21 protein-coding genes are annotated in these 20,867 nt (G+C 70.7%); 9 read left to right on the forward strand and 12 right to left on the reverse strand.

Going from position 1 to position 20,867, the window contains the following annotated elements; all coding sequences use genetic code 11:
• The first annotated feature begins 110 nt into the window (after positions 1 to 110).
• The 5 genes from ACFYWS_RS03400 to ACFYWS_RS03420 all read left to right on the forward strand — a co-directional run bounded on the left by ACFYWS_RS03400 (position 111) and on the right by ACFYWS_RS03420 (position 5,842).
• Positions 111 to 1,070: a dihydrodipicolinate synthase family protein gene (locus tag ACFYWS_RS03400; protein WP_389268990.1), complete on the forward strand. Its 960-nt coding sequence runs from the start codon at positions 111 to 113 to the stop codon at positions 1,068 to 1,070.
• A complete protein-coding gene (locus ACFYWS_RS03405) occupies positions 1,067 to 2,017 on the forward strand; it encodes an ROK family protein (protein ID WP_389268992.1) in 951 nt (316 codons plus the stop codon). Before ACFYWS_RS03400 ends, ACFYWS_RS03405 begins: the two co-directional genes overlap by 4 nt.
• On the forward strand, positions 2,017 to 2,712 hold the full coding sequence (locus ACFYWS_RS03410; protein ID WP_389268994.1) for an N-acetylmannosamine-6-phosphate 2-epimerase: 696 nt from the start codon (positions 2,017 to 2,019) through the stop codon (positions 2,710 to 2,712). The genes ACFYWS_RS03405 and ACFYWS_RS03410 overlap by 1 nt, the downstream gene beginning before the upstream one ends.
• Positions 2,713 to 2,771: 59 nt before the next feature.
• Complete coding sequence (locus ACFYWS_RS03415; RefSeq protein ID WP_389268996.1) at positions 2,772 to 4,250, forward strand: sialate:H+ symport family MFS transporter; 1,479 nt, start codon at positions 2,772 to 2,774, stop codon at positions 4,248 to 4,250.
• Positions 4,251 to 4,510: 260 nt separating this feature from the next.
• Positions 4,511 to 5,842 carry an MFS transporter gene (locus tag ACFYWS_RS03420; RefSeq protein ID WP_389268998.1) on the forward strand — a complete coding sequence of 444 codons (1,332 nt, stop codon included), beginning with the start codon at positions 4,511 to 4,513 and terminating at the stop codon, positions 5,840 to 5,842.
• Positions 5,843 to 5,854: 12 nt separating this feature from the next.
• On the opposite strand, the gene ACFYWS_RS03425 is transcribed toward ACFYWS_RS03420, so the two are convergent.
• The 5 genes from ACFYWS_RS03425 to ACFYWS_RS03445 form a co-directional block, all read right to left on the reverse strand.
• Positions 5,855 to 6,883, reverse strand: coding sequence for a 2Fe-2S iron-sulfur cluster-binding protein (locus tag ACFYWS_RS03425; protein ID WP_389269000.1), 1,029 nt, complete (start codon positions 6,881 to 6,883; stop codon positions 5,855 to 5,857).
• Entirely contained in the window at positions 6,880 to 8,136 is a 1,257-nt protein-coding gene (locus ACFYWS_RS03430) for an SRPBCC family protein (RefSeq protein ID WP_389269002.1), read from the reverse strand. Before ACFYWS_RS03430 ends, ACFYWS_RS03425 begins: the two co-directional genes overlap by 4 nt.
• 22 nt (positions 8,137 to 8,158) lie before the next feature.
• The gene (locus ACFYWS_RS03435; protein WP_389269004.1) at positions 8,159 to 10,219 is read right to left on the reverse strand and encodes an FAD-dependent oxidoreductase; all 2,061 of its coding nucleotides are present in this window, start codon (positions 10,217 to 10,219) and stop codon (positions 8,159 to 8,161) included.
• Between the two features lie 156 nt (positions 10,220 to 10,375).
• The gene (locus ACFYWS_RS03440) at positions 10,376 to 11,125 is read right to left on the reverse strand and encodes an IclR family transcriptional regulator (RefSeq protein ID WP_389269480.1); all 750 of its coding nucleotides are present in this window, start codon (positions 11,123 to 11,125) and stop codon (positions 10,376 to 10,378) included.
• A 112-nt stretch (positions 11,126 to 11,237) separates the two neighbouring features.
• A complete protein-coding gene (locus ACFYWS_RS03445) occupies positions 11,238 to 12,044 on the reverse strand; it encodes an IclR family transcriptional regulator (RefSeq protein ID WP_389269006.1) in 807 nt (268 codons plus the stop codon).
• A 200-nt stretch (positions 12,045 to 12,244) separates the two neighbouring features.
• On the opposite strand from ACFYWS_RS03445, the gene ACFYWS_RS03450 reads away from it, so the two are divergent.
• The 3 genes from ACFYWS_RS03450 to ACFYWS_RS03460 are packed head-to-tail and all read left to right on the forward strand — an operon-like array spanning position 12,245 to position 15,307.
• Entirely contained in the window at positions 12,245 to 13,459 is a 1,215-nt protein-coding gene (locus ACFYWS_RS03450; RefSeq protein WP_389269008.1) for a glycine betaine/L-proline ABC transporter ATP-binding protein, read from the forward strand.
• Entirely contained in the window at positions 13,443 to 14,366 is a 924-nt protein-coding gene (locus ACFYWS_RS03455; protein ID WP_389269010.1) for an ABC transporter permease, read from the forward strand. Before ACFYWS_RS03450 ends, ACFYWS_RS03455 begins: the two co-directional genes overlap by 17 nt.
• A gap of 17 nt (positions 14,367 to 14,383) precedes the next feature.
• On the forward strand, positions 14,384 to 15,307 hold the full coding sequence (locus tag ACFYWS_RS03460; RefSeq protein WP_389269012.1) for a glycine betaine ABC transporter substrate-binding protein: 924 nt from the start codon (positions 14,384 to 14,386) through the stop codon (positions 15,305 to 15,307).
• A 75-nt stretch (positions 15,308 to 15,382) separates the two neighbouring features.
• Here the strand turns inward: ACFYWS_RS03460 and ACFYWS_RS03465 are convergent, their stop codons facing one another.
• Both ACFYWS_RS03465 and ACFYWS_RS03470 read right to left on the reverse strand, forming a co-directional pair.
• Positions 15,383 to 15,739: a DMT family transporter gene (locus ACFYWS_RS03465; RefSeq protein ID WP_389269014.1), complete on the reverse strand. Its 357-nt coding sequence runs from the start codon at positions 15,737 to 15,739 to the stop codon at positions 15,383 to 15,385.
• Positions 15,740 to 16,054 carry a DMT family transporter gene (locus tag ACFYWS_RS03470; protein ID WP_389269016.1) on the reverse strand — a complete coding sequence of 105 codons (315 nt, stop codon included), beginning with the start codon at positions 16,052 to 16,054 and terminating at the stop codon, positions 15,740 to 15,742.
• 86 nt (positions 16,055 to 16,140) lie between these two features.
• Here ACFYWS_RS03470 and ACFYWS_RS03475 point away from each other — a divergent pair, with 86 nt between their 5' ends.
• Positions 16,141 to 16,725, forward strand: coding sequence for a TetR/AcrR family transcriptional regulator (locus ACFYWS_RS03475; RefSeq protein ID WP_389269018.1), 585 nt, complete (start codon positions 16,141 to 16,143; stop codon positions 16,723 to 16,725).
• Positions 16,726 to 16,756: 31 nt separating this feature from the next.
• Here the strand turns inward: ACFYWS_RS03475 and ACFYWS_RS03480 are convergent, their stop codons facing one another.
• Genes ACFYWS_RS03480 through ACFYWS_RS03500 form a run of 5 tightly spaced genes read right to left on the reverse strand, consistent with a single transcriptional unit; the run spans position 16,757 to position 20,833 of the window.
• A complete protein-coding gene (locus ACFYWS_RS03480; protein WP_389269020.1) occupies positions 16,757 to 17,764 on the reverse strand; it encodes a MerR family transcriptional regulator in 1,008 nt (335 codons plus the stop codon).
• Complete coding sequence (locus ACFYWS_RS03485; RefSeq protein WP_389269482.1) at positions 17,758 to 18,447, reverse strand: HEAT repeat domain-containing protein; 690 nt, start codon at positions 18,445 to 18,447, stop codon at positions 17,758 to 17,760. The genes ACFYWS_RS03480 and ACFYWS_RS03485 overlap by 7 nt, the downstream gene beginning before the upstream one ends.
• Before the next feature lie 52 nt (positions 18,448 to 18,499).
• The gene (locus tag ACFYWS_RS03490; protein WP_389269022.1) at positions 18,500 to 18,748 is read right to left on the reverse strand and encodes a non-oxidative hydroxyarylic acid decarboxylases subunit D; all 249 of its coding nucleotides are present in this window, start codon (positions 18,746 to 18,748) and stop codon (positions 18,500 to 18,502) included.
• 32 nt (positions 18,749 to 18,780) lie between these two features.
• Positions 18,781 to 20,208 carry a non-oxidative hydroxyarylic acid decarboxylases subunit C gene (locus ACFYWS_RS03495; protein WP_389269024.1) on the reverse strand — a complete coding sequence of 476 codons (1,428 nt, stop codon included), beginning with the start codon at positions 20,206 to 20,208 and terminating at the stop codon, positions 18,781 to 18,783.
• Positions 20,198 to 20,833 carry a non-oxidative hydroxyarylic acid decarboxylases subunit B gene (locus ACFYWS_RS03500; RefSeq protein WP_389269026.1) on the reverse strand — a complete coding sequence of 212 codons (636 nt, stop codon included), beginning with the start codon at positions 20,831 to 20,833 and terminating at the stop codon, positions 20,198 to 20,200. The genes ACFYWS_RS03495 and ACFYWS_RS03500 overlap by 11 nt, the downstream gene beginning before the upstream one ends.
• Between the last annotated feature and the right edge of the window lie 34 nt (positions 20,834 to 20,867).

The following is a 20,867-nucleotide window of genomic DNA, read 5'->3' on the forward strand; positions in this document are numbered from 1 at the left end:
CGGCTGAGTCTATGGTGACGCATGACGTAAGACATCTTACGTCTTATCTCGTGGCCCGTCGTGGACCACACCTCGGACCACACCTCCGCAGCAGCACTGGAGCAGCCGCAATGCCTCTCACCAGCCCTCTCCGCGGGGTCGTCCCGCCCGTCTGCACCCCGCTCGACGCGCAGGGCGACATCGACACCGCCTCCCTGACCCGGCTCGTCGAGCACCTCGTCGACGGCGGCGTGCACGGACTGTTCGCGCTGGGCTCGACGAGCGAGGTCGCCTACCTCACCGACGCGCAGCGCGCCACGGTCCTGGAGACGGTCGTGCGCGCCGCCGCGGGCCGGGTGCCGGTGCTCGCCGGTGTCATCGACACCACCACGCCGCGCGTCCTCGACCACGCCGCGAAAGCCGCGGAGCTGGGCGCCGACGGGCTCGTGGCCACCGCGCCGTTCTACACGCGCACGCACCCGCTGGAGATCGCCCGGCACTTCCGGCGCATCCGCGCGAGCGTCGATCTGCCGTTGTTCGCGTACGACCTGCCGGTGTCGGTGCACAGCAAGCTGTCCGCCGCACTGCTGCGGGAGCTGGCGCAGGACGGCACGCTGGCCGGCGTCAAGGACAGCAGCGGCGACGAGGGCGGGCTGCGGCGTCTGATCGTCGAACTGGGCGGCAGGAACGGCCGGGAGACCGGCCCCGCGCCCGACTTCAGCATCCTCACCGGCTCCGAACTCACCGTGGACGCAGTCCTGTTGGCGGGCGTCGACGGTGTCGTGCCCGGTATCGGCAACGTGGACCCCGCCGCGTACGTACGTCTCTACGAGGCCGCCCGCGCCGGTGACTGGGGCCTCGCGGCCGAGGAGCAGGAGCGGCTCGTCGAGCTCTTCGGCATCGTCGATGTCGGGCCCGAGGCGGACATGGGGCGCAGCTCGTCGGCGCTGGGGTCCTTCAAGGGCGCCCTGCGGCTGCTCGGTGTCATCGACAACGGCGACACCGCGTTCCCGCAGATCCAGCTGAGCGAGGCGTCCGTCGAGAGTATCGCCGTGCGCCTGCGGGCGGCCGGGCTCGCGCCGGTCCGATGAGTAGCGGGCCCGTTCCCGTGTCCGGTCCCGTCATCGGGCTCGACCTGGGCGGCACGAAGATCGATGCCGCCCTGGTCGGCCCGGACGGGTCCGTACTCGACCGGCACACCAGGCCGACTCCCGCTACCGAGGGGCCCGTTGCCGTCCTCGATGCCCTCGGTGAGGCGGCACGTGCCGTCGACCACGGCGCGCGTTCGGTCGGTGTCGCCGCGGCCGGTGTGATCGATCCTCGTACGGGCATGGTGACCGCCTCGACCGACACGATCCGCGAGTGGGCGGGCACGGCGCTCGGCGCGGGCCTCGCGGAGCGCACCGGACTTCCGGTCGCCTGCGACAACGACGTGCGGGCCACGGCCGGACCCGAACTCGCCGCGCTCGGCGCCGACGCCACGCTGTTGTTCGTCGCCGTGGGTACGGGGGTCGGGGGCGCCGTCGCCGCGGGTGGCCGCATGCTGCACGGGGTCGCGGGCGTCGCGGGGCACCTCGGGCACCTGCCGAGCCCCGAGGCCGCGGGACTCCCGTGCACCTGTGGGGCGAGCGGCCACCTGGAGGCCGTCGCCTCCGGTCCCGGCATCACGGCTCTGTACGGGCGGCTCACCGGGCGGGACGCCGACCGCTTGCAGACGGTCGCCGAGCGTGCGGCGGCCGGGGACGGCGACGCGGTCCGCGCGATCACGATCGGCGCGACGGCGACGGGGCGTGCCCTCGGCGGACTCGCCAACGCGCTCGGCCCCGACCGTGTCGTGGTCGCGGGCGGCGTGACACGGATCGGACCGCTGTACCAGGACGCGCTGGACCGCGCCTTCGCGAGTGAACTCCTGCCCCTGCTACGGCACTTGAGACCACAGCCGCCGCGAAACGGCGCGGAGGCGGCCGTACTCGGAGCCGCCGCGCTCACCGCGACCGCGCCCCTCCACCACCCCCGACACCAGAAGCAGAACCTCTGATGACTACCAGCACACCCTCCCCCACTGCCCTCACCCAAGCCCTCGCCGGCCGGCTGATCGTGTCCTGCCAGGCCCCGCCCGGCGACCCGATGCGCGAGACCTCCACCCTCGTGCGCCTCGCACAGTCCGCCGCCGCGGGCGGCGCCGCCGCCATCCGCGCCAACGAGCCCGAGGTGGTGGCCGCGATCCGCGCCGCCGTCGACCTGCCCCTGATCGGCCTCTGGAAGGACGGCGACACCGGCGTCTACATCACGCCGACCGTCCGGCACGCCGTGGCGATCGCCGAGGCCGGTGCCGACGTCGTCGCGATCGACGCCACCGACCGCGCGCGCCCCGACGGCAGCACCTTCGCCGCGGCGGCCGAGGCCGTGCATGCGGCGGGCGCCCTGGTGATGGCCGACGTCTCGACGTTCGACGAAGGTGTCGCCGCGGCCGCCGAGGGCGCCGACCTCGTCTCCACCACGCTCTCCGGCTACGCGCCCGGCACCCCGAAGCAGGCGGGCCCCGACCTCGATCTCGTCGTCGCGCTGGCAGCGGCGCTCGATGTCCCCGTGGTCGCCGAGGGCCGCGTCCGCACCCCCCAGGAGGCCGCGCAGGCACTCGCGCGCGGCGCCCACAGTGTCGTCGTCGGCACAGCCATCACCGCTCCCACCGCCCTGACCGGCCAATTCGTCGCAGGACTCACCCAGCGCTGACACATCACCGCCCGCGGCCCGTGCTCAATGCCGAGGCGCTCCGACATTCTGGAGACATCGTGCGCCACACACCCCACGACACACGTCCCTGGTACCGCGAGGTGACCGGTACCCAGTGGAAGTCGTTCTTCGCCGCCTGGGTCGGCTATGTCCTGGACGGCTTCGACTTCGTCCTGATCACCCTCGTCCTCACGGAGATCAGTGACGACTTCGGGCTGAGCACGGTGGAGGGCGCCAGCCTGGTGTCCGCCGCGTTCATCACCCGGTGGATCGGCGGCGCCGTGCTCGGCGCCCTCGGCGACCGCTACGGGCGCAAGCTGTCGATGGTGGTCAGCATCGTGCTGTACTCGCTGGGCACCTTCGCCTGCGGATTCGCCTGGGACTACACCAGCCTGTTCGTCGCCCGGCTCGCCATCGGCATGGGGATGGCGGGCGAGTACAGCGCCAGCGCGACGTACGCGATGGAGAGCTGGCCCGCGCGGCTGCGCAATCGGGCGAGCGGGTTCCTGATCTCCGGGTTCTCGGTCGGTTCGGTGCTGGCCGCCGAGGTGTACAAGTGGGTGGTGCCGGCACTGGGTTGGCGGTGGATGTTCTACATCGGGATCGTCCCGATCGTGGTCGCCCTGTGGCTGCGCCGGGCGCTGCCGGAGGCCGCCGAGTGGAGCGAGACGGTCGAGCAGCGGGCGACGAAGCCCAACCCCTTCCGACCGCTGTTCGCGACGACGGCCCGCGCGACGGCCAACACGGTCCTGGCGGTGGCCGCGACGGTCTCCCTCTTCGCCGTCTTCACACCCATCGGGGCGGGGTACGTTCCCGTGCTCTCCGTCGTCGCGGGTGTCAGCCTCATCGCGCTCGCCGCGCAGCTGGGCGGGCGGCGCGGCTGGCCGCTGTACGTGGCGATGACCGTGACGGTGTTCTTCGCGTTCCTCTACACCTGGCCCATCCAGGCGCTGCTGCCGACGTACCTCAAGTCGGACCTCGGGTACTCCCCCGGCCAGGTCAGCAACGCGATGTTCTTCGCGGGCTTCGGCACGATGGCGGGCTGCTGGCTGGCCGGGTTCGTCGGTGACTGGATCGGCACGAAGAAGGCGTACGCGCTGACGCTGATCGCCTCGATGGTGTTCGTCTTCCCGGTGTTCGCGGTGACGGACAACCTGCTCCTGCTGGGCGCGCTCCTGTTCGTCCTGCAAGGGCTCAGCTTCGGCATCTCCGGGCTGCTGCCGCGCTACATCGGCGGCCACTTCCCCACGGAGAACCGGGCGGCCGCGCTGGGCTTCACGTACAACGTGGGTGCGCTCGGCGGCGCCGTGGCCCCGGTACTGGGCGCCTCGCTGGCCGACGGGATGCCGCTCGGCCGGGCCCTCGCCGTGCTGACCTTCGCCGGCACCATCATCGTCGTGGCCTTGGTCGGCCTCGACGTCCCGGCCCGCCTCAACCGGCTGACCGACCCGGACGCGACACGCGACCACCTGGCGGTCGACCTGCCGACGGCGGTGGCCGACACCCCGCAGCCGAACGGGCCGGGTGCGGTCCGGTAGCATCGCCCGCATGTCTGCTGCTTCGTGCGCGGCCGCTTGCGCCGCGGTGACGAGGACGCTCCGCTAGCGCGGGGCGTCCCTCTCACTTCCTCTTTTCTGCCTTCTGCGGAACGTCCCGTCGCTCATCGGTTGAACCGGAGCGGCGCGTTTGTGCTGCTCGGAACCTCTTCTGGGCAACGGAGCACTCTGTGTTTTCAGGCAATTCCTTTGCGCGCGGGGGCAGTTCGTCCCCGGTGCGTGCGTGGCTGGTGCTGTGCTGCATGGCCATGCTGCAGTTCTTCATCGCGGTCGACGTGACCGTGGTCAATGTCGCCCTGCCCTCGATCGGTGCCGACTTCGGCGTCGACGGGCACACCCTGACCTGGGTCGTGGTCGGGTACACGATCACCGGCGGCGGTCTGCTGATGCTGGGCGGTCGGCTCGGCGACGTGCTGGGCAGGCGCCGCGTCCTCCTGCTCGGCACGGCGGTGTTCGGCGCCGCGTCCTTGCTGGCGGGGCTCGCGCCGTCGTTCGCCGTGCTGGTGGCGGCCCGGCTGCTGCAGGGCGCCGGGGAGGCGATCGCGCTTCCCGCGGCGATGGCGGTGATCGTGCTCATGTTTCCCGAGGGGCCGCGCAGGTCGCGGGCGCTGAGCGTGTGGGCGGCGGTCGCGAGCTGCGGCCTCGTCCTCGGGTTCGTGGTCTCCGGTGTCATCACCGAGCTGCTCGGCTGGCGGTGGATCTTCCTGGCGTCCGTGCCTTTCATCCTGGTGGTGCTCGCCGCGACGGTGGTCCTCGTGCCGGGTGAACGGCCTGCCGGGCGCGCGCCGTTGGACCTTCCCGGTTCGCTGCTGCTGATCGCGGCGCCGCTGCTGTTCACTCTCGGCGTCGTCGAGGCGGGGTCGGCGGAGGGCGCCCTGCCCTGGCTGCCGCCGGTGGCGCTGGGCGGTGCGTTGGCCTCCGGCATCCTCTTCGTCAGGGTCGAACGCCGGGCGCGGAACCCACTGGTGCCTCTGCGGTTCTTCCGCAACCGGCCGCGCGTCCTGGCCAACGCCGCCACCGCGCTGCTGAGCGCCGCGCTGTCCACGTCATTCCTGCTGTTCACCTACTACCTCCAGGACCGGTTGGGCGCAGGACCTCTCCGGGCCGGTCTGACGATGCTGCCGCTGGCGGTGTCCCTGATCGCGGCCTCCGTGCTGGTGCCCCGGCTGCTCGGGCGCTGGGGTGCCCAGGTGTGCGTACTGGCCGGAATCGGCTTCACCGCGCTGGCGATGGCCGCCATCGCGCTGGTCTCCGCGCTCGGGGCGGCCGGCTGGGCCATGGTCCCGGCCATGACGCTCATCGCGGCCGGGATGGGCTTCGGGATCGTCGGACTGCAGTACGTCGCGGTGACCGGCGTGACCGAGGACGACGCCGGCATCGCATCCGGCATCCAACGGGCCGCCGACCAACTGGGCGGCTCCACCGGCGTCACCCTCTACGTAGGCATCGCCTTCGCCCCCGCCTTCGACGCCTTCGACCCGTTCCTGGTGAGCACCTTCCTGGCGACCGCCGGACTCGCGGCGGCGGGGGCCGTCGCGGCACGGATCCGTGTGCCCACAACGGTGAAGGAGTAGACACCTCCCGCACTACACATCGATCACCAGATCCTCCCGCGGGGTCGAACAGCACAGCAGGATCTTGTTGTTGGCGATCTCGCGGGGGCGGATGCCGCCCGCGTGGCGCATGTCGACCGAGCCGGACAGGAGGGTCGTCTTGCAGGTGCCGCACATGCCCTGGGCGCAGGATGCGGGCAGGGTGATGCCCTCGCGGGCGGCGGCTGCCAGGACGGGGGTATCGGGGGCGCATTCGATGGTGCGTCCGGTGCGGGCGAGTTGGACCTTGAAGCCGGTGGCGGTGCCGGGTTCGGCCGGCATCGGCGGCTCGAACGTGAAGCTCTCCTCGTGGTGGTGGGCCATGTCGAAGCCCTCGGAGGTGAGCATCCCGCGTACGGCCTCCATGTAGCCGGCCGGGCCGCAGGTGAACACCTCGCGTTCGGTGAAGTCGGGGGCGAAGGCCCGCAGCGCATGGGCGTTCAGTTGCTCGTCGTGGTCGTCGAGGAGGTGGCGTACCCGGAAGTGGGGGGACGCGGCCGCGATGAAGTCGAGTTCGCGGCGGAAGATGATGTCGTCGAAGGTGCGCGCGCTGTGGACGAAGGCGACGTCCACGGGGTGGGCCAGGTCGTACAGCGTGCGGGTCATCGACATCAGCGGGGTGACACCGCTGCCCGCCGACAGGAAGAGGTACTTCGGGGCGGGGTGCTGGTTGATGGTGAACCGGCCGAGGGGGCCGCGCGCCCACACCGTGCCGCCGGGTGTCAGGTGGTCGTGCAGCCAGTTGGACACATGCCCGCCGGGGACGCGTTTCACCGTGATGGTGGCGAGGTCGGGGCGGGTGGGCGCCGAGGAGAGGGTGTAGCAGCGCTCGACGGGCTCGCCGTCGATGTCCAGGCAGAGGGTGAGGAACTGGCCGGGGTCGTGGCGGAAGAGCCGCGGTTCGGTGGGCGCGAGGACGAACGTCTTCACGTCCGCCGTCACGTCGTGGACCTGCTGGCACACCAGCAGGCCGTCGGCCCAGGCGGGTGGCAGCCCCGCCGCCGTCAGTGTCGCTGTCGTCATGGCCCCTCCAGGTGCGCTGCGAGCCGGGTGATGTACCAGGTGACGAAGGACTCGACCTGGGATTCGGTCGGGCTGTAGGGGCCCGGGGCGTACGCGGGGCTGCTCACGCCCAGTTGGGCCCGGGAGACGAAGACCGCGTCCTGTTCGTTGGTGGCCACCCAGACGCCGGTCAAGGTGTCGAGGTCGTAGTCGACGCCCTCCTCGGCGTCGGCGTGCACGAGCCATGTGGTGCGTACGAGGGTGCGGTCGGCGGCGAGCGGGACGACGGAGAACAGCACCGCGTGGTCCGCGGAGAAGTGGAACCAGGCGTTGGGCTGGAGATGGAGGCCGAGGTGGCCGAGGCGCGCTGTGGGGAAGTCGGCGAGCAGGCGGCGTACGGCGGCCTTGCCGTCGGGGGTGAAGGACTCCCCCGCCAGGTCGAGCGGTTCGCGCTCGATGCGGAACCCGGTGGGGCGCTCGACCAGTTCCTCGATGGCGGCGTAGGGCAGACCGAGGGACTCGTACGTGGCACGTGCCTCGGCGTCGGCCTTCTGGAAGCGCTCGAACGTGGCCCGCATGCCCAGCGGCACCTCGTCCTCGGTGAAGTTGTAGAGCGGGAAGTAGCAGCGTTGGAGTTCGGGGTGGCCCGCGCAGTGGTAGCACTCGCGGTTGTTCTCCATGGTGAGCTTCCAGTTGCCGTGCTCGACGAGGTCGATCTGCCGCGCCACCTTGGCGCGCGCCAGCTCGTGCGGCGCGAGGTAGGGCTCGACCCGGGAGGCGAACTCGTCGAAGTCCGCGGGTGGTTCGGCCGCCAGAGAGAGGAAGACAAGGCCTGCGACCGTGCGTACGTGGACGGCTCGCAGGCCGAAGCAGGAGCGGTCGAAGTCGGGTGGCTGCGACTCGGCGTGCAGCAGCGTCCCGTCGACGCCGTACGTCCAGTGGTGGTAGCCGCAGACGATGTTGCCGACCGAGCCGCGCTCGTCGTTGAGGATGCGGGTGCCGCGGTGGCGGCACACGTTGTGGAAGGCGCGCACCTCCTCGTCGTCGTCGCGGACGACGATGACGGAGTACGGACCGAAGGTGACGGTGATGTAGTCGCCGGGTTCGGGGAGTTCGGCCTCGGCGGCCGCGAAGATCCAGCTGCGGGCGAAGACGGCATCGACGTCGAGGCGGAAGATCGCGTCGCTCGTGTAGAAGGGGGCTTCGAGGCTGTGGCCGGGGGTGCGGCGGGCGACGAGGTCGGCGGGTGCGGTGTCGCAGGTGTGAACGGTCATGGTGTGTCTCTCCGGAAGCTCGTCAGACCGGCAGGCACAGGCGCAGTGCGTCGTACACGGCGGCGTGGATGTTGCGGCTGGTGACCGCGTCGCCGATGCGGAACAGCTGGTAGCGGCCCGCCTCGTTGCGCACGACGGTCTGCGCCTCGCGGGCGAGGAGCGCGCGGTGGTCGACCTCGCCGAGGTTGCGGGAGGCGGGCAGCAGGTCGGTGTACAGCTCGTCGTTGGGGAGGGTGCCGTGTTCGACGACGACGTGGTCGACGACGCGTTCTGTCTCGGTGCCGGTGTACTCGCTGTACAGGGTCGCCACCAGCCTCCCGCGGCCACTCCCGCGCACGGAGCGCAGGCGCCGGGTGAGCGTGACGGTGACGTCGTGCTCGGTGAACGCCCGTAGATAGGCAGGGGAGTTCATGCTGCCGACGTCGGGCGCCAGCGTGCGTTCGGGTGTCACGTACTCCAGGCGGGCGCCGCGCGTGGCGAGGAGTTCCGCGGCGTCCATGGCGGGGTAGCCGCCGTGGTCGTCGTAGATCAGGACGTCACTGCCGGGGCGCGGCCGCAGGGAGCCGGACATCACGTCCCAGGTGTCCGAGACGAGCCCTTCCCCTGCGGTGAGGAAGGAGCGGTTGGGGAGGCCGCCGGTGGCGAGGATGACGAGGTCAGGGTGTTCGGCGAGCACGTCCGACGGTTCGGCGTACGCACCCAGCCGCAGGTCGACGCCGAGGTGTTTGCACTCGGTGACGCGCCAGTCGACGATGCCGAGGAGGTCGTGGCGGCGGGGGTTCTGTGCGGCGAGCCGGATCTGTCCGCCCGCTTGGTCGCCCGCCTCGAACAGCACGACGTCGTGGCCGCGTTCGGCGAGGACGCGGGCGGCTTCGAGGCCGGCAGGGCCGCCACCGACGACAACCGCCTTGCGCTGCGGTCCTGTTGAGGTCGGGACGGTGTGCGGGATCTGGAGTTCACGGCCGGTGGCCGGGTTGTGGACGCACTTGGTGTCACCGGAGTCGTAGATCGCGTCCAGGCAGTAACTCGCCCCGACGCAGGGGCGGATGCGGTCCTCGTCACCGGAGGTGATCTTCGCGACGAGGTGCGGGTCGGCGATCTGCGCGCGCGTCATGCCGACGAGGTCGAGGAGGCCTTCGCGCAGGGCGTGCCGGGCGGTGGCGGGGTCGGCGATGCGTGCGGCGTGCATGACGGGGATGTCGAGACGGCGGCGTATCTCGCCGGTGAAGTCGAGGAACGGGCCGAGCGGGGTGCCCATGGAGGGGATCGTCCTCGACAGGGAGGCGTCGGACTCGATGGTGCCGTGGATGGCGCTGATGAAGTCGATGCCGTCGGCGGTGAACTGCTCGGCGGCGGCGAGCCCTTCGGCGAAGGTGAGGCCACCAGGGAGGTCCTCGTCCAGGGCCATGCGGATGCCGACGACGAAGTCGGGTCCGACCGCCTCGCGCACCGCGCGGATGACGCGGCGGGGGAAGGCCATCCGGTGCTCCAGGTCGCCGCCGTACTCGTCGTCGCGGTGGTTGGTCGCCGGGGAGAGGAAGCCGTCGAGGAAGTGGCCGTAGGACTGCAACTCGACGCCGTCCAGGCCGCCTTGCCGGCAGCGCACCGCGGCGGCCGCGTAGTCGGCGACGATCCGGTCGAGGTCCCAGGGCTCGGCGGCCTTGGGGAACGCGCGGTGCGCGGGCTCGCGCAGCGGGGAGGCGGCGACCACCGGCAGCCAGTCCCCCGTGTAGTTGCTGGTGCGGCGCCCGAGGTGGGTGACCTGGCACATGACGGCCGCGCCCGCCGCGTGCACGTCGTCGGCGAGCAGGCGCAGCCAGGGCACGATCTCGTCGCGGTAGAGCAGCAGGTTACCGAAGGAGGGCGGGCTGTCCGGGGAGACGACCGCGGAGCCGCCGATCATCGTCAGGCCGACGCCGCCGCGGGCCTTCTCCAGGTGGTAGGCGCGGTAGCGGTCCTTGGGCAGTCCGTCCTCACCGAAGGCGGGCTCGTGGGATGTGCTGACGACCCGGTTGCGCAGGGTGAGGTGCTTCAGCCGGAAGGGCTGGAGCAGGGGATCCAGGTTCGTGTTCGGTGCGCGCACGACAGCTCCAGGGGAGGCAGGGAAGCTCTGTGGCCCGGATGTAATGACTGCACAGGCGTCTTGTTTCGCGATACGAAACAACAACGCGATGCGAGACAAATGTGCGGCGCGCGGGACCGCGTCGTCAACCCCTACCGTTGCGTAATCGTCGCGCCGTCAGCCGCGCCGGATGTAGCCCTTGCGCCACGAGATCTTTTCGCCGGCCGCCACCAGCTGTTCGGCGAGCCCGGACATCGTGTGGTCGTTGATCCGGAACGTCGGCCCCGAGACGGTCACGGTGGCGATGACCTCGCCGTTCAGCGACCTGATGGGGGCGGACAGCGAGGCGAGCCCGATCTCCAGCTCCTCGCTGATGACGCCGTAGCCCAGCTCCCGGACACCCTGCAACTGCTCCTTCAGAAGCGCCGGGTCCGTGATGGTGTGCGGCGTGAACTCCTCCAGCGGCTGCTCAAGAATCCCGGCGGCCTCCGGTTGCGGCATGTGCGCCAGGAAGACCTTGCCCGCCGACGTGGCGTGCAGGGGCGTGCGCTTGCCGACCCAGTCGATGCTGGTGATGGCCGCGTTGCCGAGCACCTGGTCGATGCTGATGACGGCCTCGCCGTCGTAGACCGCCACGTTCACCGTCTCGCCCACGACGGCGGCGAGTTCCTGGCAGACCGGCCGGCTCAGCAGCGACAGGTCGTTGCCCTTGGTCGCCCCGCCCGCGAGTTCGACCACGGTGTAGCCGATGCGGTAGCTGCCGCGCTCGTTGTCCTGCTCGACGAGACCGCGCGCCTCCAGCGTGGCGAGCAGCCGGTACACGGTCGACTTGTGGATGTCCAGGGCCTCGGCGATCTCCGTGACACCGGAAGGCCCCTGCACGGCCAGCACTTGGAGCACCGACACCGCCCGGTCCACCGACTGCACCGACGTGTCCCGCGCGCGACCTTTGCTGCTCATACGGGGAGCCTATCCAGGAAGGGCCTGCGCACACCGGCGCCGCTCGCCGCCGGACCGGCCCCGCCGCACTCAGCCCCGCTCAGCCCCGCTTGACCTGCCCCCGCCGCCACGAGATCCGCGCGGCGGCCGCGAGGAGCAGGCCGGCCAGGGCGGGCGCGGTGTCCTCGCGGATACGGAAGGCGGGGCCTGCGAGCGTCACGGCGGCGACGACCGTGTCGTCCAGGGCGCGGACGGGCGCGGCGAGGGAGACGAGACCGATCTCGTACTCCTCGAAGGAGACGGCGTAGCCCCGCTCGCGTACGGCGGCGAGTTCCTTCGCGAGGTGTTCCCGGCGGGTGATGGTGCGCGGCGTGTACCGCTCCAGGCGACCGCCCACGGGCAGCTCCGCGGGCAGCCGCCCGTGCCGGTCCGGGGCGGGGTGGGCGAGGAAGACCTTGCCGGCGGCGCTGGCGTGCAGCGGGCAGCGCCTGCCGACCCAGTCGACGCTGGCGATCGACGCCTCGCCCGCCACCTGACCGACGGTGACCACGTCGCGGCCCTCGCGGACGGAGACGTTCACGGTGTCCCCCGCGGACTGGGCCAGCTCCTGGCAGACGGGGCGGCTGAGCAGGAACAGATCGGTGTTCTTCGCCGCCGCCGCCGCGAGTTCGGTGAGCGGGTGGCCGATGCGGTAGCGGCCCCGGCCCGCACCCTGTTCGACCAGGCCGCGCGCCTCCAGCGTGGCGAGCAGCCGGAACACGGTCGTCTTGTGGACGCCGAGCTGTCCGGCGATCTCGGTGACGCCGCACGGCCCGCGCACGGCGAGGATCTGCAGGACAGACACCGCTCGGTCGACGGACTGGACCGCACGGTCACGCGCTCGCCCACGGCTGCCGGTCGTCACCACAGCACCCTCCAGCTCTCCGCCTCGGCGACCCAACTTGCCGCCCGTAGACGTTAATTCGCGGTTGCCCGGATGCAAGAGCCTTGACGCGCCGTCACGATCAACGGCATCGTCACACCGTACTGCACATCTGTTGCGCATTGCGAAACACCAGCCCGGACTTGTTCCAACCGCCCCGCGCGGACCCCTGGAGGTGGGGCACGGTGATAGAAGCAGCACGGCTGAACAAGGTTTTTGAATCCGCCGACAAGGCTGACAACACGGTGCACGCGGTGCGCGACGTGTCCTTCACCGTCGAACCCGGCGAACTCTTCGTCGTCATGGGCCTGTCCGGGTCCGGGAAGTCGACCCTGCTCCGGATGCTCAACCGTCTCGTCGAGCCGACATCGGGCGAACTGAGCGTCGACGGCCGGGACTTGCTGGCGATGGACGATGCGAACCTGCGCGAGCTGCGCAACCGCAAGGTCAACATGATCTTCCAGCACTTCGCGCTCTTCCCCCACCGCACGGTCCGCGAGAACGCCGCTTACGGCATCCGGCTGCGCGGCGGCACCGCCGCCGAGCGACAGGAGCGCTCCGACTGGGCGCTGCGCACCGTCGGCCTCGCCGACTGGGCCGACGCCTACCCCAGCTCGCTCTCCGGCGGCATGCGCCAGCGCGTCGGCCTGGCCCGCGCACTGGCCACGGACGCCGAAATCATGCTCATGGACGAGCCGTTCAGCGCGCTCGACCCGCTGATCCGCCGGGACATGCAGGACCTGCTGCTCGGCCTTCAGCGCGATCTGCGCCGCACGATCGTCTTCGTCACCCACGACCTCAACGAGGCGATGCGGCTCGGCGACCGGATCATGGTCATGCGGGACGGCGGCGTCGTCCAGCTCGGCACCGCGACCGACATCCTCGACTCCCCCGCCGACGCCTACGTACGCGACTTCGTCTCCGACGTCGACCGCTCCCGCGTGCTGACCGCCCGCGCCGTCATGCGTGAGCCGCTGACGACGGCAGGGCTCGACGACAACCCCCGTGACGTCCTGCACGCGATGGCGGACATCGAGGCCGGTGCCGTCTACGTCCTCGACTCCGACGGACGCGTCGCCGGCGTGGCCCACGACGAGGGCATCGCGCGGGCCGCCGACGCGGGGCACGCCTCCCTGCGCGACAACCCGGAGTGCCTGACGGACGCGTACGGACGGGCGGGCCCCGACACACTGCTCGTGGAGCTGTTCCCGGCGGCGGGGCGGTACGCGGTTCCGCTGGCCGTGACCGACGACGACGGGCGGCTGCTCGGAGTCGTACCGCGCGCGGCACTGCTCACCGCGCTCTCCGCACCGCAGGCCCCCAACTCCCGTGAACGGGGCGATACTTCCGAAGCATCAGGCAGCGCACAGGCGGAGGTGGCCGATGCTGTTCAGCGTTGATCTCGGAACACCGGTCAACAAGGCCGTCGACTGGCTGACCGAGAACCTCAGCGGTCTCTTCGACGCGGTCACCACCGTGATGACGGAACTGGTCAACGCGGTCCTCTTCGTCCTGACCGCACCTCACATGCTGGTCATCATCGTGGTGTTCACGATTCTCGCGTTCCTCGCCCGCGGCTGGTTCTTCGCCGTCTACACCCTGGGCGCGTTCCTCCTCATCCAGGGCATGGGCCTGTGGACCCCGGCGATGCAGACGCTCGCCGTCGTCGTGGTCGCGTCGGTGTTCGCCGTGGTCATCGGGGTACCGATCGGCATCTGGGCCGCCCGGAGCCCGCTGGCCAGCGCGCTGGTGCGGCCCGTCCTCGACTTCCTTCAGACGCTGCCGGTCTTCGTCTACCTCATCCCGGCCGTCTTCTTCTTCGGCATCGGCCTCGTCCCCGGTGTCGTCGCGACCATCGCCTTCGCGGTCTCGCCCGCCGTACGCCTCACCGAACTGGGCATCCGGCAGGTCGATCCGGAGGTCGTGGAGGCCGCGCACGCCTTCGGGGCGAAGCACGGCCAGATCCTGCGTGGTGTCCAACTCCCGCTGGCCATGCCCTCGATCATGGCCGGCATCAACCAGGTCATCATGCTGGCGCTCTCCATGGTCGTCATCGCCGGCATGGTCGGTGCCGATGGCCTGGGGACCATCGTGGTCCGCGGCATCAGCCAGCTCGACGTCGGGATCGGCTTCCAGGGCGGCCTCGCCGTCGTATTCCTCGCGATCTTCCTCGACCGCGTCACGAGCGCCCTCGCCACACCCCGCGTACGCCGCCTTCCCGGCCGCGGGCGCACCGGCACGACCCCGGTGGCCGACCCGGAGAAGTCGTCATCCGCGGCCCCGTCCACCACTCCGGTTTCCGCGTGAAGACAGGAGCTCCAGCCATGATCCGCAATCGACGCCGCCGCACCACCTACCTCTTCGGCTGCACCGCCGCCGCGCTCACCCTGCTCGCCACCGCGTGCAGCGGAAACACCTCGAAGGTCGAGGAGGGCTCCGACGACGACAGCGGCGGCGGCTCGAAGACGGTCAAGCTGGCCTATGTCGCCGGCTGGGACGAAGGGGTCTCCGCGACCTTCCTGTGGAAGCAGATCCTGGAGGACAAGGGGTACAAGGTCGACGTCCGTGACCTGGACATCGCCAGCACCTACACCGGCATCGCCAACAAGCAGGCGGACATCTACCTCGACGCCTGGCTGCCGGTCACCCACGAGACGTACTGGAAGAAGCTCGGCCCCAAGATGGAGAAGCTCGGCACCTGGTACGAGCCGGCCGACCTCAATCTGACCGTCCCCAAGTACATGAAGGACGTCAACACCATCGACGACCTGAAGGGGAAGTCCAAGGAGTTGGGCGGCAAGATCGTGGGCATCGAGGCAGGCTCCGGCCTGATGCGCCTGACCCGCTCCCCCGTGCTGCCGGACTACGGCCTCAAGTCCGAGTACGAGCTCACCGAGTCCAGCACGTCCGCGATGCTCTCCGCCCTGAAGAAGGCGGTCAACGACAAGAAGCCCATCGTGGTCACGCTCTGGCGGCCGCACTGGGCCTACACCTCGATGCCGCTGAAGGTCCTCAAGGACACGAAGAAGGCCTACGGCAAGCCCGACAAGGTCCAGATGGTCGCCTCCAAGGGCTACTCCAAGGCCAACCCCGAGGTCGCCGGCTGGCTGAAGAACTTCCGCCTCACGAGCAGCCAGCTCGGCAGCCTGGAACTCCTCCTCCAGAAGAAGGGCACCGGGAAGGAGCAGGAAGCGGCGAAGGAGTGGATCGCGGACAACAAGCAGCTGGTGGACAGCTGGCTGAAGTAGACACCGAGGCTGCGCACGGCACACGGCCCGGACCCTTGGGGGGTCCGGGCCGCGCCCTCGCGTGTGGCATCGCGCCTACCCGACCTCCACCTTCTCGGGCTCCGCCTTCGCGGTCTGCGGCTTGAGCAGTTTCAGGCCGACGATGCAGCCGACGATGCCGGTCAGGAACAGCAGCTTGAGTACGCCGGCCTCCTCCGTTCCGGTGGCCATGGCCCAGATGACCGTGAGCGCGGCACCGGATCCGCTCCAGATCGCGTACGCGACGCTTATCGGGATGTGCCGCGTGGCGAAGGCCAGCGTGGCCATGCTCAGGGCCAGGCCGACGAAGAAGACGACGGACGGGACGGGCTTGCTGAGGCTGTCGCTCGCGCCCAGGGCAGTGGCCCAGACGGCTTCGAGCCCGGCGCTGATGAACAGGATGACCCACGGCATTCAGCTCACCGCCTTCAGACCGATGACGCAGCCGATCAGGCCCGCCAGCAACGCCGTGCGCAGCGGCGTCAGCTTGTCCTGCCCGCGTGCGGCGGCGATCAGGACCGTCAGTACGGCGCCGATGCCGACCCACACCGCGTAGGCGGTGCCGACGGGCAGCGTCCGCATGGCAAAGGCCAGGCCGGCCATGCTGAGCGCCAGGGCGACGGCGAAGACCGCGGTCGGCACGGGGCGCTTGAAACCCTTCGACGCACCGAGCGCGGAGGCCCAGACGGCCTCCAGCACTCCTGATGCGATCAGTACGATCCACGCCATCTCGCGTGACCTCCCAAATCGTTTTCGTACGAGTGTGCCGAAACAAGGTATAGCACGTTCCCGCACGACTGTGCGACTATGAGGCCATGCCTCGCACCCTTGACGCGGAAGAACGCAATCGCCTGGTCTCCGAGGCCGCCTGGACGGTCCTGGTCCGCGACGGCATCCCGGCGCTGTCCGTCCGCAAGGTCGCCGCCGAGGCCGGACTGCCGCCGAGCTCGCTGCGCTACACCCTGCCCACGCAGGCCAGCCTGCGGATCAAGGCCTACGAGATGGTCGCCGAGCACACCACGACGCGGGTCGCCGCGATCCCCGAGGGCGACGACCAGTGGACCCGGAAGGTGCTGATGGAACTGCTGCCGCTCGACGAGCAGCGCCGCCTGGAGATGGAGGTCTCCCTGATCCTGGGCACGGCCGCGATGACCGACCCGGCCCTGCACCAGACCCACCGTTCCGTGCACCGGACCCTGCGCGACGTGTGCGAACGGGCCGCGCGGACGCTGCCCCTGCGGACCGGTGACATCCCCGTCGAGGCCGCGCGGCTGCACGCCCTGCTCGACGGCCTCGCCCTGCACCTCATCCGCCAGGACCCGGACGACGACACCGCGTGGGCCGTCCGCGTCCTCGACACCCACCTCGCCCAGCTCAAGGGGGAGCGGGCCCGGTCCTGACAGACCTGAGGCCTTTCGTTCTCGACGACCGTTACGGCGCCTCGCGCAGCCGGAGCAGGTACACCGCGGTCAGTGCGACGGCGCGGTCCTCGTCGGCCGAGAGCTCGACGAGGGCGTGCGACGCCGTCGCGCCGGGGATGCCCGCCAGCGCCTGGGTGAGCCGGCCACGGGCGGGGCCTTCGGTGGCGGCGTGGGCGAGGCGGTCGACGAGTCCGGCCGCGATCCGGTCCGCCGACGCGGTGTCGCTCGCCAGCACGCTCAGCGCGTCCGCCGCGTCGGTGTCGTTGCGGCCCGCCACGATCATGTCGATCAGCGTCGGGACCGCGTCGGCCACTCCCCGGTTGCCGAGCGCCACGGCGGCGCGGCCCCGGACCCCGGCATCGGCGCTCGCCAGGGCGCGTCGCAGCTCTGCGGCGGCCTCCTCGCCGGGCAGCTCGGCGAGGCACTGAGCTGCCCGTTCCCGTACGGCGGCCGCCGGCGAGTCGAGCGCCTCCACCAGCAGCGGGAGGCCGTCGGCGCCGCCCGAGCGCACCAGCGCCCAGCGCAGGGCCCCGGCGACATTCGTGTCCGTCTCGCTCAACACGGCCTCGACCAGGGCCTCCACGGGCAGCGCGTCCTGGCCGCCGGACGAAAGGGCCGCGCGCTGCCGGGCGTCGACGCTCTTCGAGCTCAACGCCTGGAGCAGCGCGACGACTTGGAGTACTTCCTCCCAGTCGCCGGGGTCCGCGGCGTCGATCCGGTTCAGACGCGTCAGCAACTCGGTCTCGGCCGCGATGCGTTCACGCGTCTGCCGGATGAGATCGCCGACGAGCGCCGAGGGCGTGAAGCCCCGTTCGTCGAGCGCGCGCCCGATCTCGCGCAGCGAGAGCCCCAGTGACCGCAGGCTCTCGATGTGGAAGATCCGCCGGATGTCGTCGCCGGAGTACTCCCGATAGCCGGAGCCCGTGCGTTCCGAGGGCCGCACGAGCCCGAGCGTCTCGTAATGCCGGAGCATGCGGGCACTGACCCCGGACCTCCGCGCCACCTCACCGATCAACACACTTCATCGTCCACCACGGGAGCCCCGCCGAGGGCCACGACGCGCTTCGCCTCCTCGATCGCGAAGCCGAAACCGGTGTCCGGGTCGCGCAGCACCTGTTGCGTGGCGAGCGCGTGCGCGCGCACGTCCGGGTCGGAGGCGGTCGCGGCGGTGCGCAGCGCGGGCACCACCACGTCGCCGAGGTCGACCAGGGCCCGGCCCAGGCTGAGTTGAGTCTCGCGTCCGCCCCGGCCGAGCTGCGTCGCGAGTACGGCGGCGAGGGCGACCTTCTCGCCCGCGGCGTCGTCGTCCGGTACGAGCACGACGGCGGCCCGCCACGCGCTGCGCGCCACCTCGTCGTCGGGGTCCGTCAGCAGCTCCCGCGTGATGACCGGCCATGCGCTCCGGTCGCCGATCTTGGAGAGCGTGTGCAGCGCCTGGCTCTTCGCCTGCGCCGGCCCCGACCGCACCTCGCGCACCAGTGCGGGAACCGTCAGGGTCGCGGGGTGGCGGGTGAGCGCCCAGGTCAGCATGTCGCGGACGAAGAACTCCGGCTCGACCGCGCACCGCTCGACGAGCTTGCCGACGCACTGCGGGCCGGGCGCCGAGCCGACCGCCATCGCGGCCCTCAGCCGCACCGACGCGTCGTGGTGCTCCAGCCCCCTCAGCGCGCGCGAGATCTCCGTGTCCTGTCCAGTGATCATGATCGAGACCACCTCCTCGACCAGCAGTGAAGACCTTGTCACCGTGTCAAGGTCAAGCGCGCAGCGGCGGCACCGCCGGAACCTCGATCGCGTTCTCGATGTCGGCGTCCGTCAGCTTGAACGCCTCGGGGTAGGCATCGCGGCGGGTGCGGCGGTCGGGTTCGCTCGTGCGCCAGGTGTAGAGACAGCGGGTGCACTGGAGCACGTCCCACACCCCGGGGACGGGAGACGTGGCGAGGCGGGTGATGGTGTCGGCGGGGCAGCGCGGGCACTCGGCGCCGTCAACCAGCTTGTCGTTCATGGGAGTTGACCTTTCTTGGGGTGGCGTACGGTTCAGTGACGGGCCGCGATCATGTTCTGTAGCCGCGTCGCCCACTCCGCCGTCTCCGGGAGGTCCTTGGCCGGTGTGGAGAAGTTGCCGCGGACGTCGGGTGCCACCGGGGTCGTCGCGTCGATGATCATCTTGCTGGTGATGCCGGCAGGCTGGGCGGCGGGCGCGAGTTCGAGGACCGACAGGTTCGGGATGACGACGACGTCGTCCTTCGGGTTGACCTTCGCCGACATGGCCCACATGACCTGCGGCAGGTTGAACGGGTCCACGTCCTCGTCGACGACGATCACCTGGGCCACGTATCCGAGCCCGTGGGGCGTCGTCATGGCGCGCATGCCGACGGCCTTGGCGAACCCGCCGTACCGCTTCTTCGTCGAGATGACCACCATCAAGCCGTGCGTATACATGGCGTTGACGGCCTGCACCTCGGGGAACTCCGCGCGCAGCTGCTTGAGCAGCGGCACACATGTGTTGGGGCCGACGAGGTAGTCGCACTCGGTCCACGGCATGCCGAGGTAGAGGGACTCGAAGACCGGGTTCGTACGGTACGAGACGCGGTCGACGCGGATGACGGGCATGCGGCGGCCGCCCGAGTAGTGCCCGGTGAACTCCCCGAAGGGGCCCTCGATCTGTCGCTTGCGCGACTCGATGACGCCTTCGATGACGACCTCGCTGCCCCACGGCACGTCGAAGCCGGTGAGTGGCGCGGTGGCGATCGGGGCGGGCGCTCCGCGCAGCGCACCGGCCATCTCGTACTCGCTCTGGTCGTACGCCATCGGCATGCCGGCGACGATCGCCATCACCGGGTCGTTGCCGAGGGTGATGGCGATGGGCAGGTCCTCGCCGACCTCCTCGGCCTTGCGCAGGTGCTGGGCGACGTCGTGCATCGGGACGGGCTGGAAGGCGAGGCGGTTCGCGCCGATGACCTCGATGCGGTACGTCCCGACGTTCTGCTTGCCGAAGCTCTCCGGGTCCTCGGGGTCGCGGGAGACGACGGCGGCCTTGTCGAGGTAGAAGCCGCCGTCACCGTCGTTGAGGCGGAACAGCGGGAGGACGGAGAAGAGGTCGACGTCCTCGCCTTCCAGGGTGTTCTCGCGCCAGGGCGCGTCCTCGCGGCGTTCGGGGGCGACGGGGAAGGCGTCCCAGCGCCGCGCGAACTCCTCGACCTGCTCCTTGACGGGTGTGTTCCTCGGCAGTCCGAGCGCGAGGGCGTGGTTGGCCCAGGAGCCGTGCACGTTCAGCGCGATCCGGGCGTCGGTGAAGCCCTTGACGTTGTCGAACCAGAGGGCGGGGGCGTTCTCGCCGATGCGGCCCGTGGCGTTGGCGGCGGCCGCGAGATCGGGCTCGGGCAGCACCTCTTCGGAGATGCGCAGCAGCTGCCCCTCCTTCTCCAGGGTGCCGAGGAAGCTGCGCAGATCGTCATAGGGCATGGGTAACTCCTGTGTTCTGTACGGAGGTTGTGGAGTCGGCAGCGGCGCGGGCGGTGCGGGCGGCGCGCATCCCCGCCCAGCGCTCGGCGGCCGGGGCGGGCAGGTCGAACTGGTCGAGGACCCGGGCGACGATGTGGTCGACGATGTCGTCGATGGTGCGCGGGTTGTTGTAGAAGGCGGGCATGGGCGGCACCAACTGGACGCCTATGCGGGCGAGTTCGAGCATGTTCCGCAGATGGATCTCGCTCAGTGGTGTCTCGCGCGGGACGAGCACGAGCTTGCGCCGTTCCTTGAGGACGACGTCCGCGGCGCGCGCCACGAGCCCTTCGGCGTAGCCGGCGCTGATCCCCGCGAGCGTCTTCATCGAGCACGGCACGATGACCATGCCGTCGGTGCGGAACGAGCCGGAGGAGATGGTGGCGCCCTGGTCCTCGGGATGGTGTGTCACGTCGGCGAGCGCGGACACCTGTGCCACCGAAAGGCCGGTCTCCAGCTCGATCGTGGTGCGCGCCCAGCGGGAGAGCACCAGATGTGTCTCGACGTCCGGCAGCTCGCGCAGACACTCAAGGAGCCGGACACCGAAGGGAGCGCCCGTCGCCCCGGTCATTCCCACGACCAATCGCACAGGACTCTCCTCACACCTCGCTGACCTGTGCTTT

This window comes from Streptomyces sp. NPDC002795, assembly GCF_042888725.1.
Taxonomy (GTDB): Bacteria; Actinomycetota; Actinomycetes; order Streptomycetales; family Streptomycetaceae; genus Streptomyces.

What these genes read in the sequence shown, in the direction of transcription:
- ACFYWS_RS03405 (WP_389268992.1), top strand. Translation starts at nt 1,067, where the DNA reads ATGAGTAGCGGGCCCGTTCCCGTGTCCGGTCCCGTCATCGGGCTCGAC.
- ACFYWS_RS03495 (WP_389269024.1), bottom strand. Translation starts at nt 20,208, where the DNA reads ATGCCCTATGACGATCTGCGCAGCTTCCTCGGCACCCTGGAGAAGGAG.
- ACFYWS_RS03460 (WP_389269012.1), top strand. Translation starts at nt 14,384, where the DNA reads ATGATCCGCAATCGACGCCGCCGCACCACCTACCTCTTCGGCTGCACC.
- ACFYWS_RS03490 (WP_389269022.1), bottom strand. Translation starts at nt 18,748, where the DNA reads ATGAACGACAAGCTGGTTGACGGCGCCGAGTGCCCGCGCTGCCCCGCC.
- ACFYWS_RS03485 (WP_389269482.1), bottom strand. Translation starts at nt 18,447, where the DNA reads ATGATCACTGGACAGGACACGGAGATCTCGCGCGCGCTGAGGGGGCTG.
- ACFYWS_RS03400 (WP_389268990.1), top strand. Translation starts at nt 111, where the DNA reads ATGCCTCTCACCAGCCCTCTCCGCGGGGTCGTCCCGCCCGTCTGCACC.
- ACFYWS_RS03410 (WP_389268994.1), top strand. Translation starts at nt 2,017, where the DNA reads ATGACTACCAGCACACCCTCCCCCACTGCCCTCACCCAAGCCCTCGCC.
- ACFYWS_RS03420 (WP_389268998.1), top strand. Translation starts at nt 4,511, where the DNA reads ATGGCCATGCTGCAGTTCTTCATCGCGGTCGACGTGACCGTGGTCAAT.
- ACFYWS_RS03470 (WP_389269016.1), bottom strand. Translation starts at nt 16,054, where the DNA reads ATGGCGTGGATCGTACTGATCGCATCAGGAGTGCTGGAGGCCGTCTGG.
- ACFYWS_RS03475 (WP_389269018.1), top strand. Translation starts at nt 16,141, where the DNA reads ATGCCTCGCACCCTTGACGCGGAAGAACGCAATCGCCTGGTCTCCGAG.
- ACFYWS_RS03430 (WP_389269002.1), bottom strand. Translation starts at nt 8,136, where the DNA reads ATGACCGTTCACACCTGCGACACCGCACCCGCCGACCTCGTCGCCCGC.
- ACFYWS_RS03455 (WP_389269010.1), top strand. Translation starts at nt 13,443, where the DNA reads ATGCTGTTCAGCGTTGATCTCGGAACACCGGTCAACAAGGCCGTCGAC.
- ACFYWS_RS03465 (WP_389269014.1), bottom strand. Translation starts at nt 15,739, where the DNA reads ATGCCGTGGGTCATCCTGTTCATCAGCGCCGGGCTCGAAGCCGTCTGG.
- ACFYWS_RS03425 (WP_389269000.1), bottom strand. Translation starts at nt 6,883, where the DNA reads ATGACGACAGCGACACTGACGGCGGCGGGGCTGCCACCCGCCTGGGCC.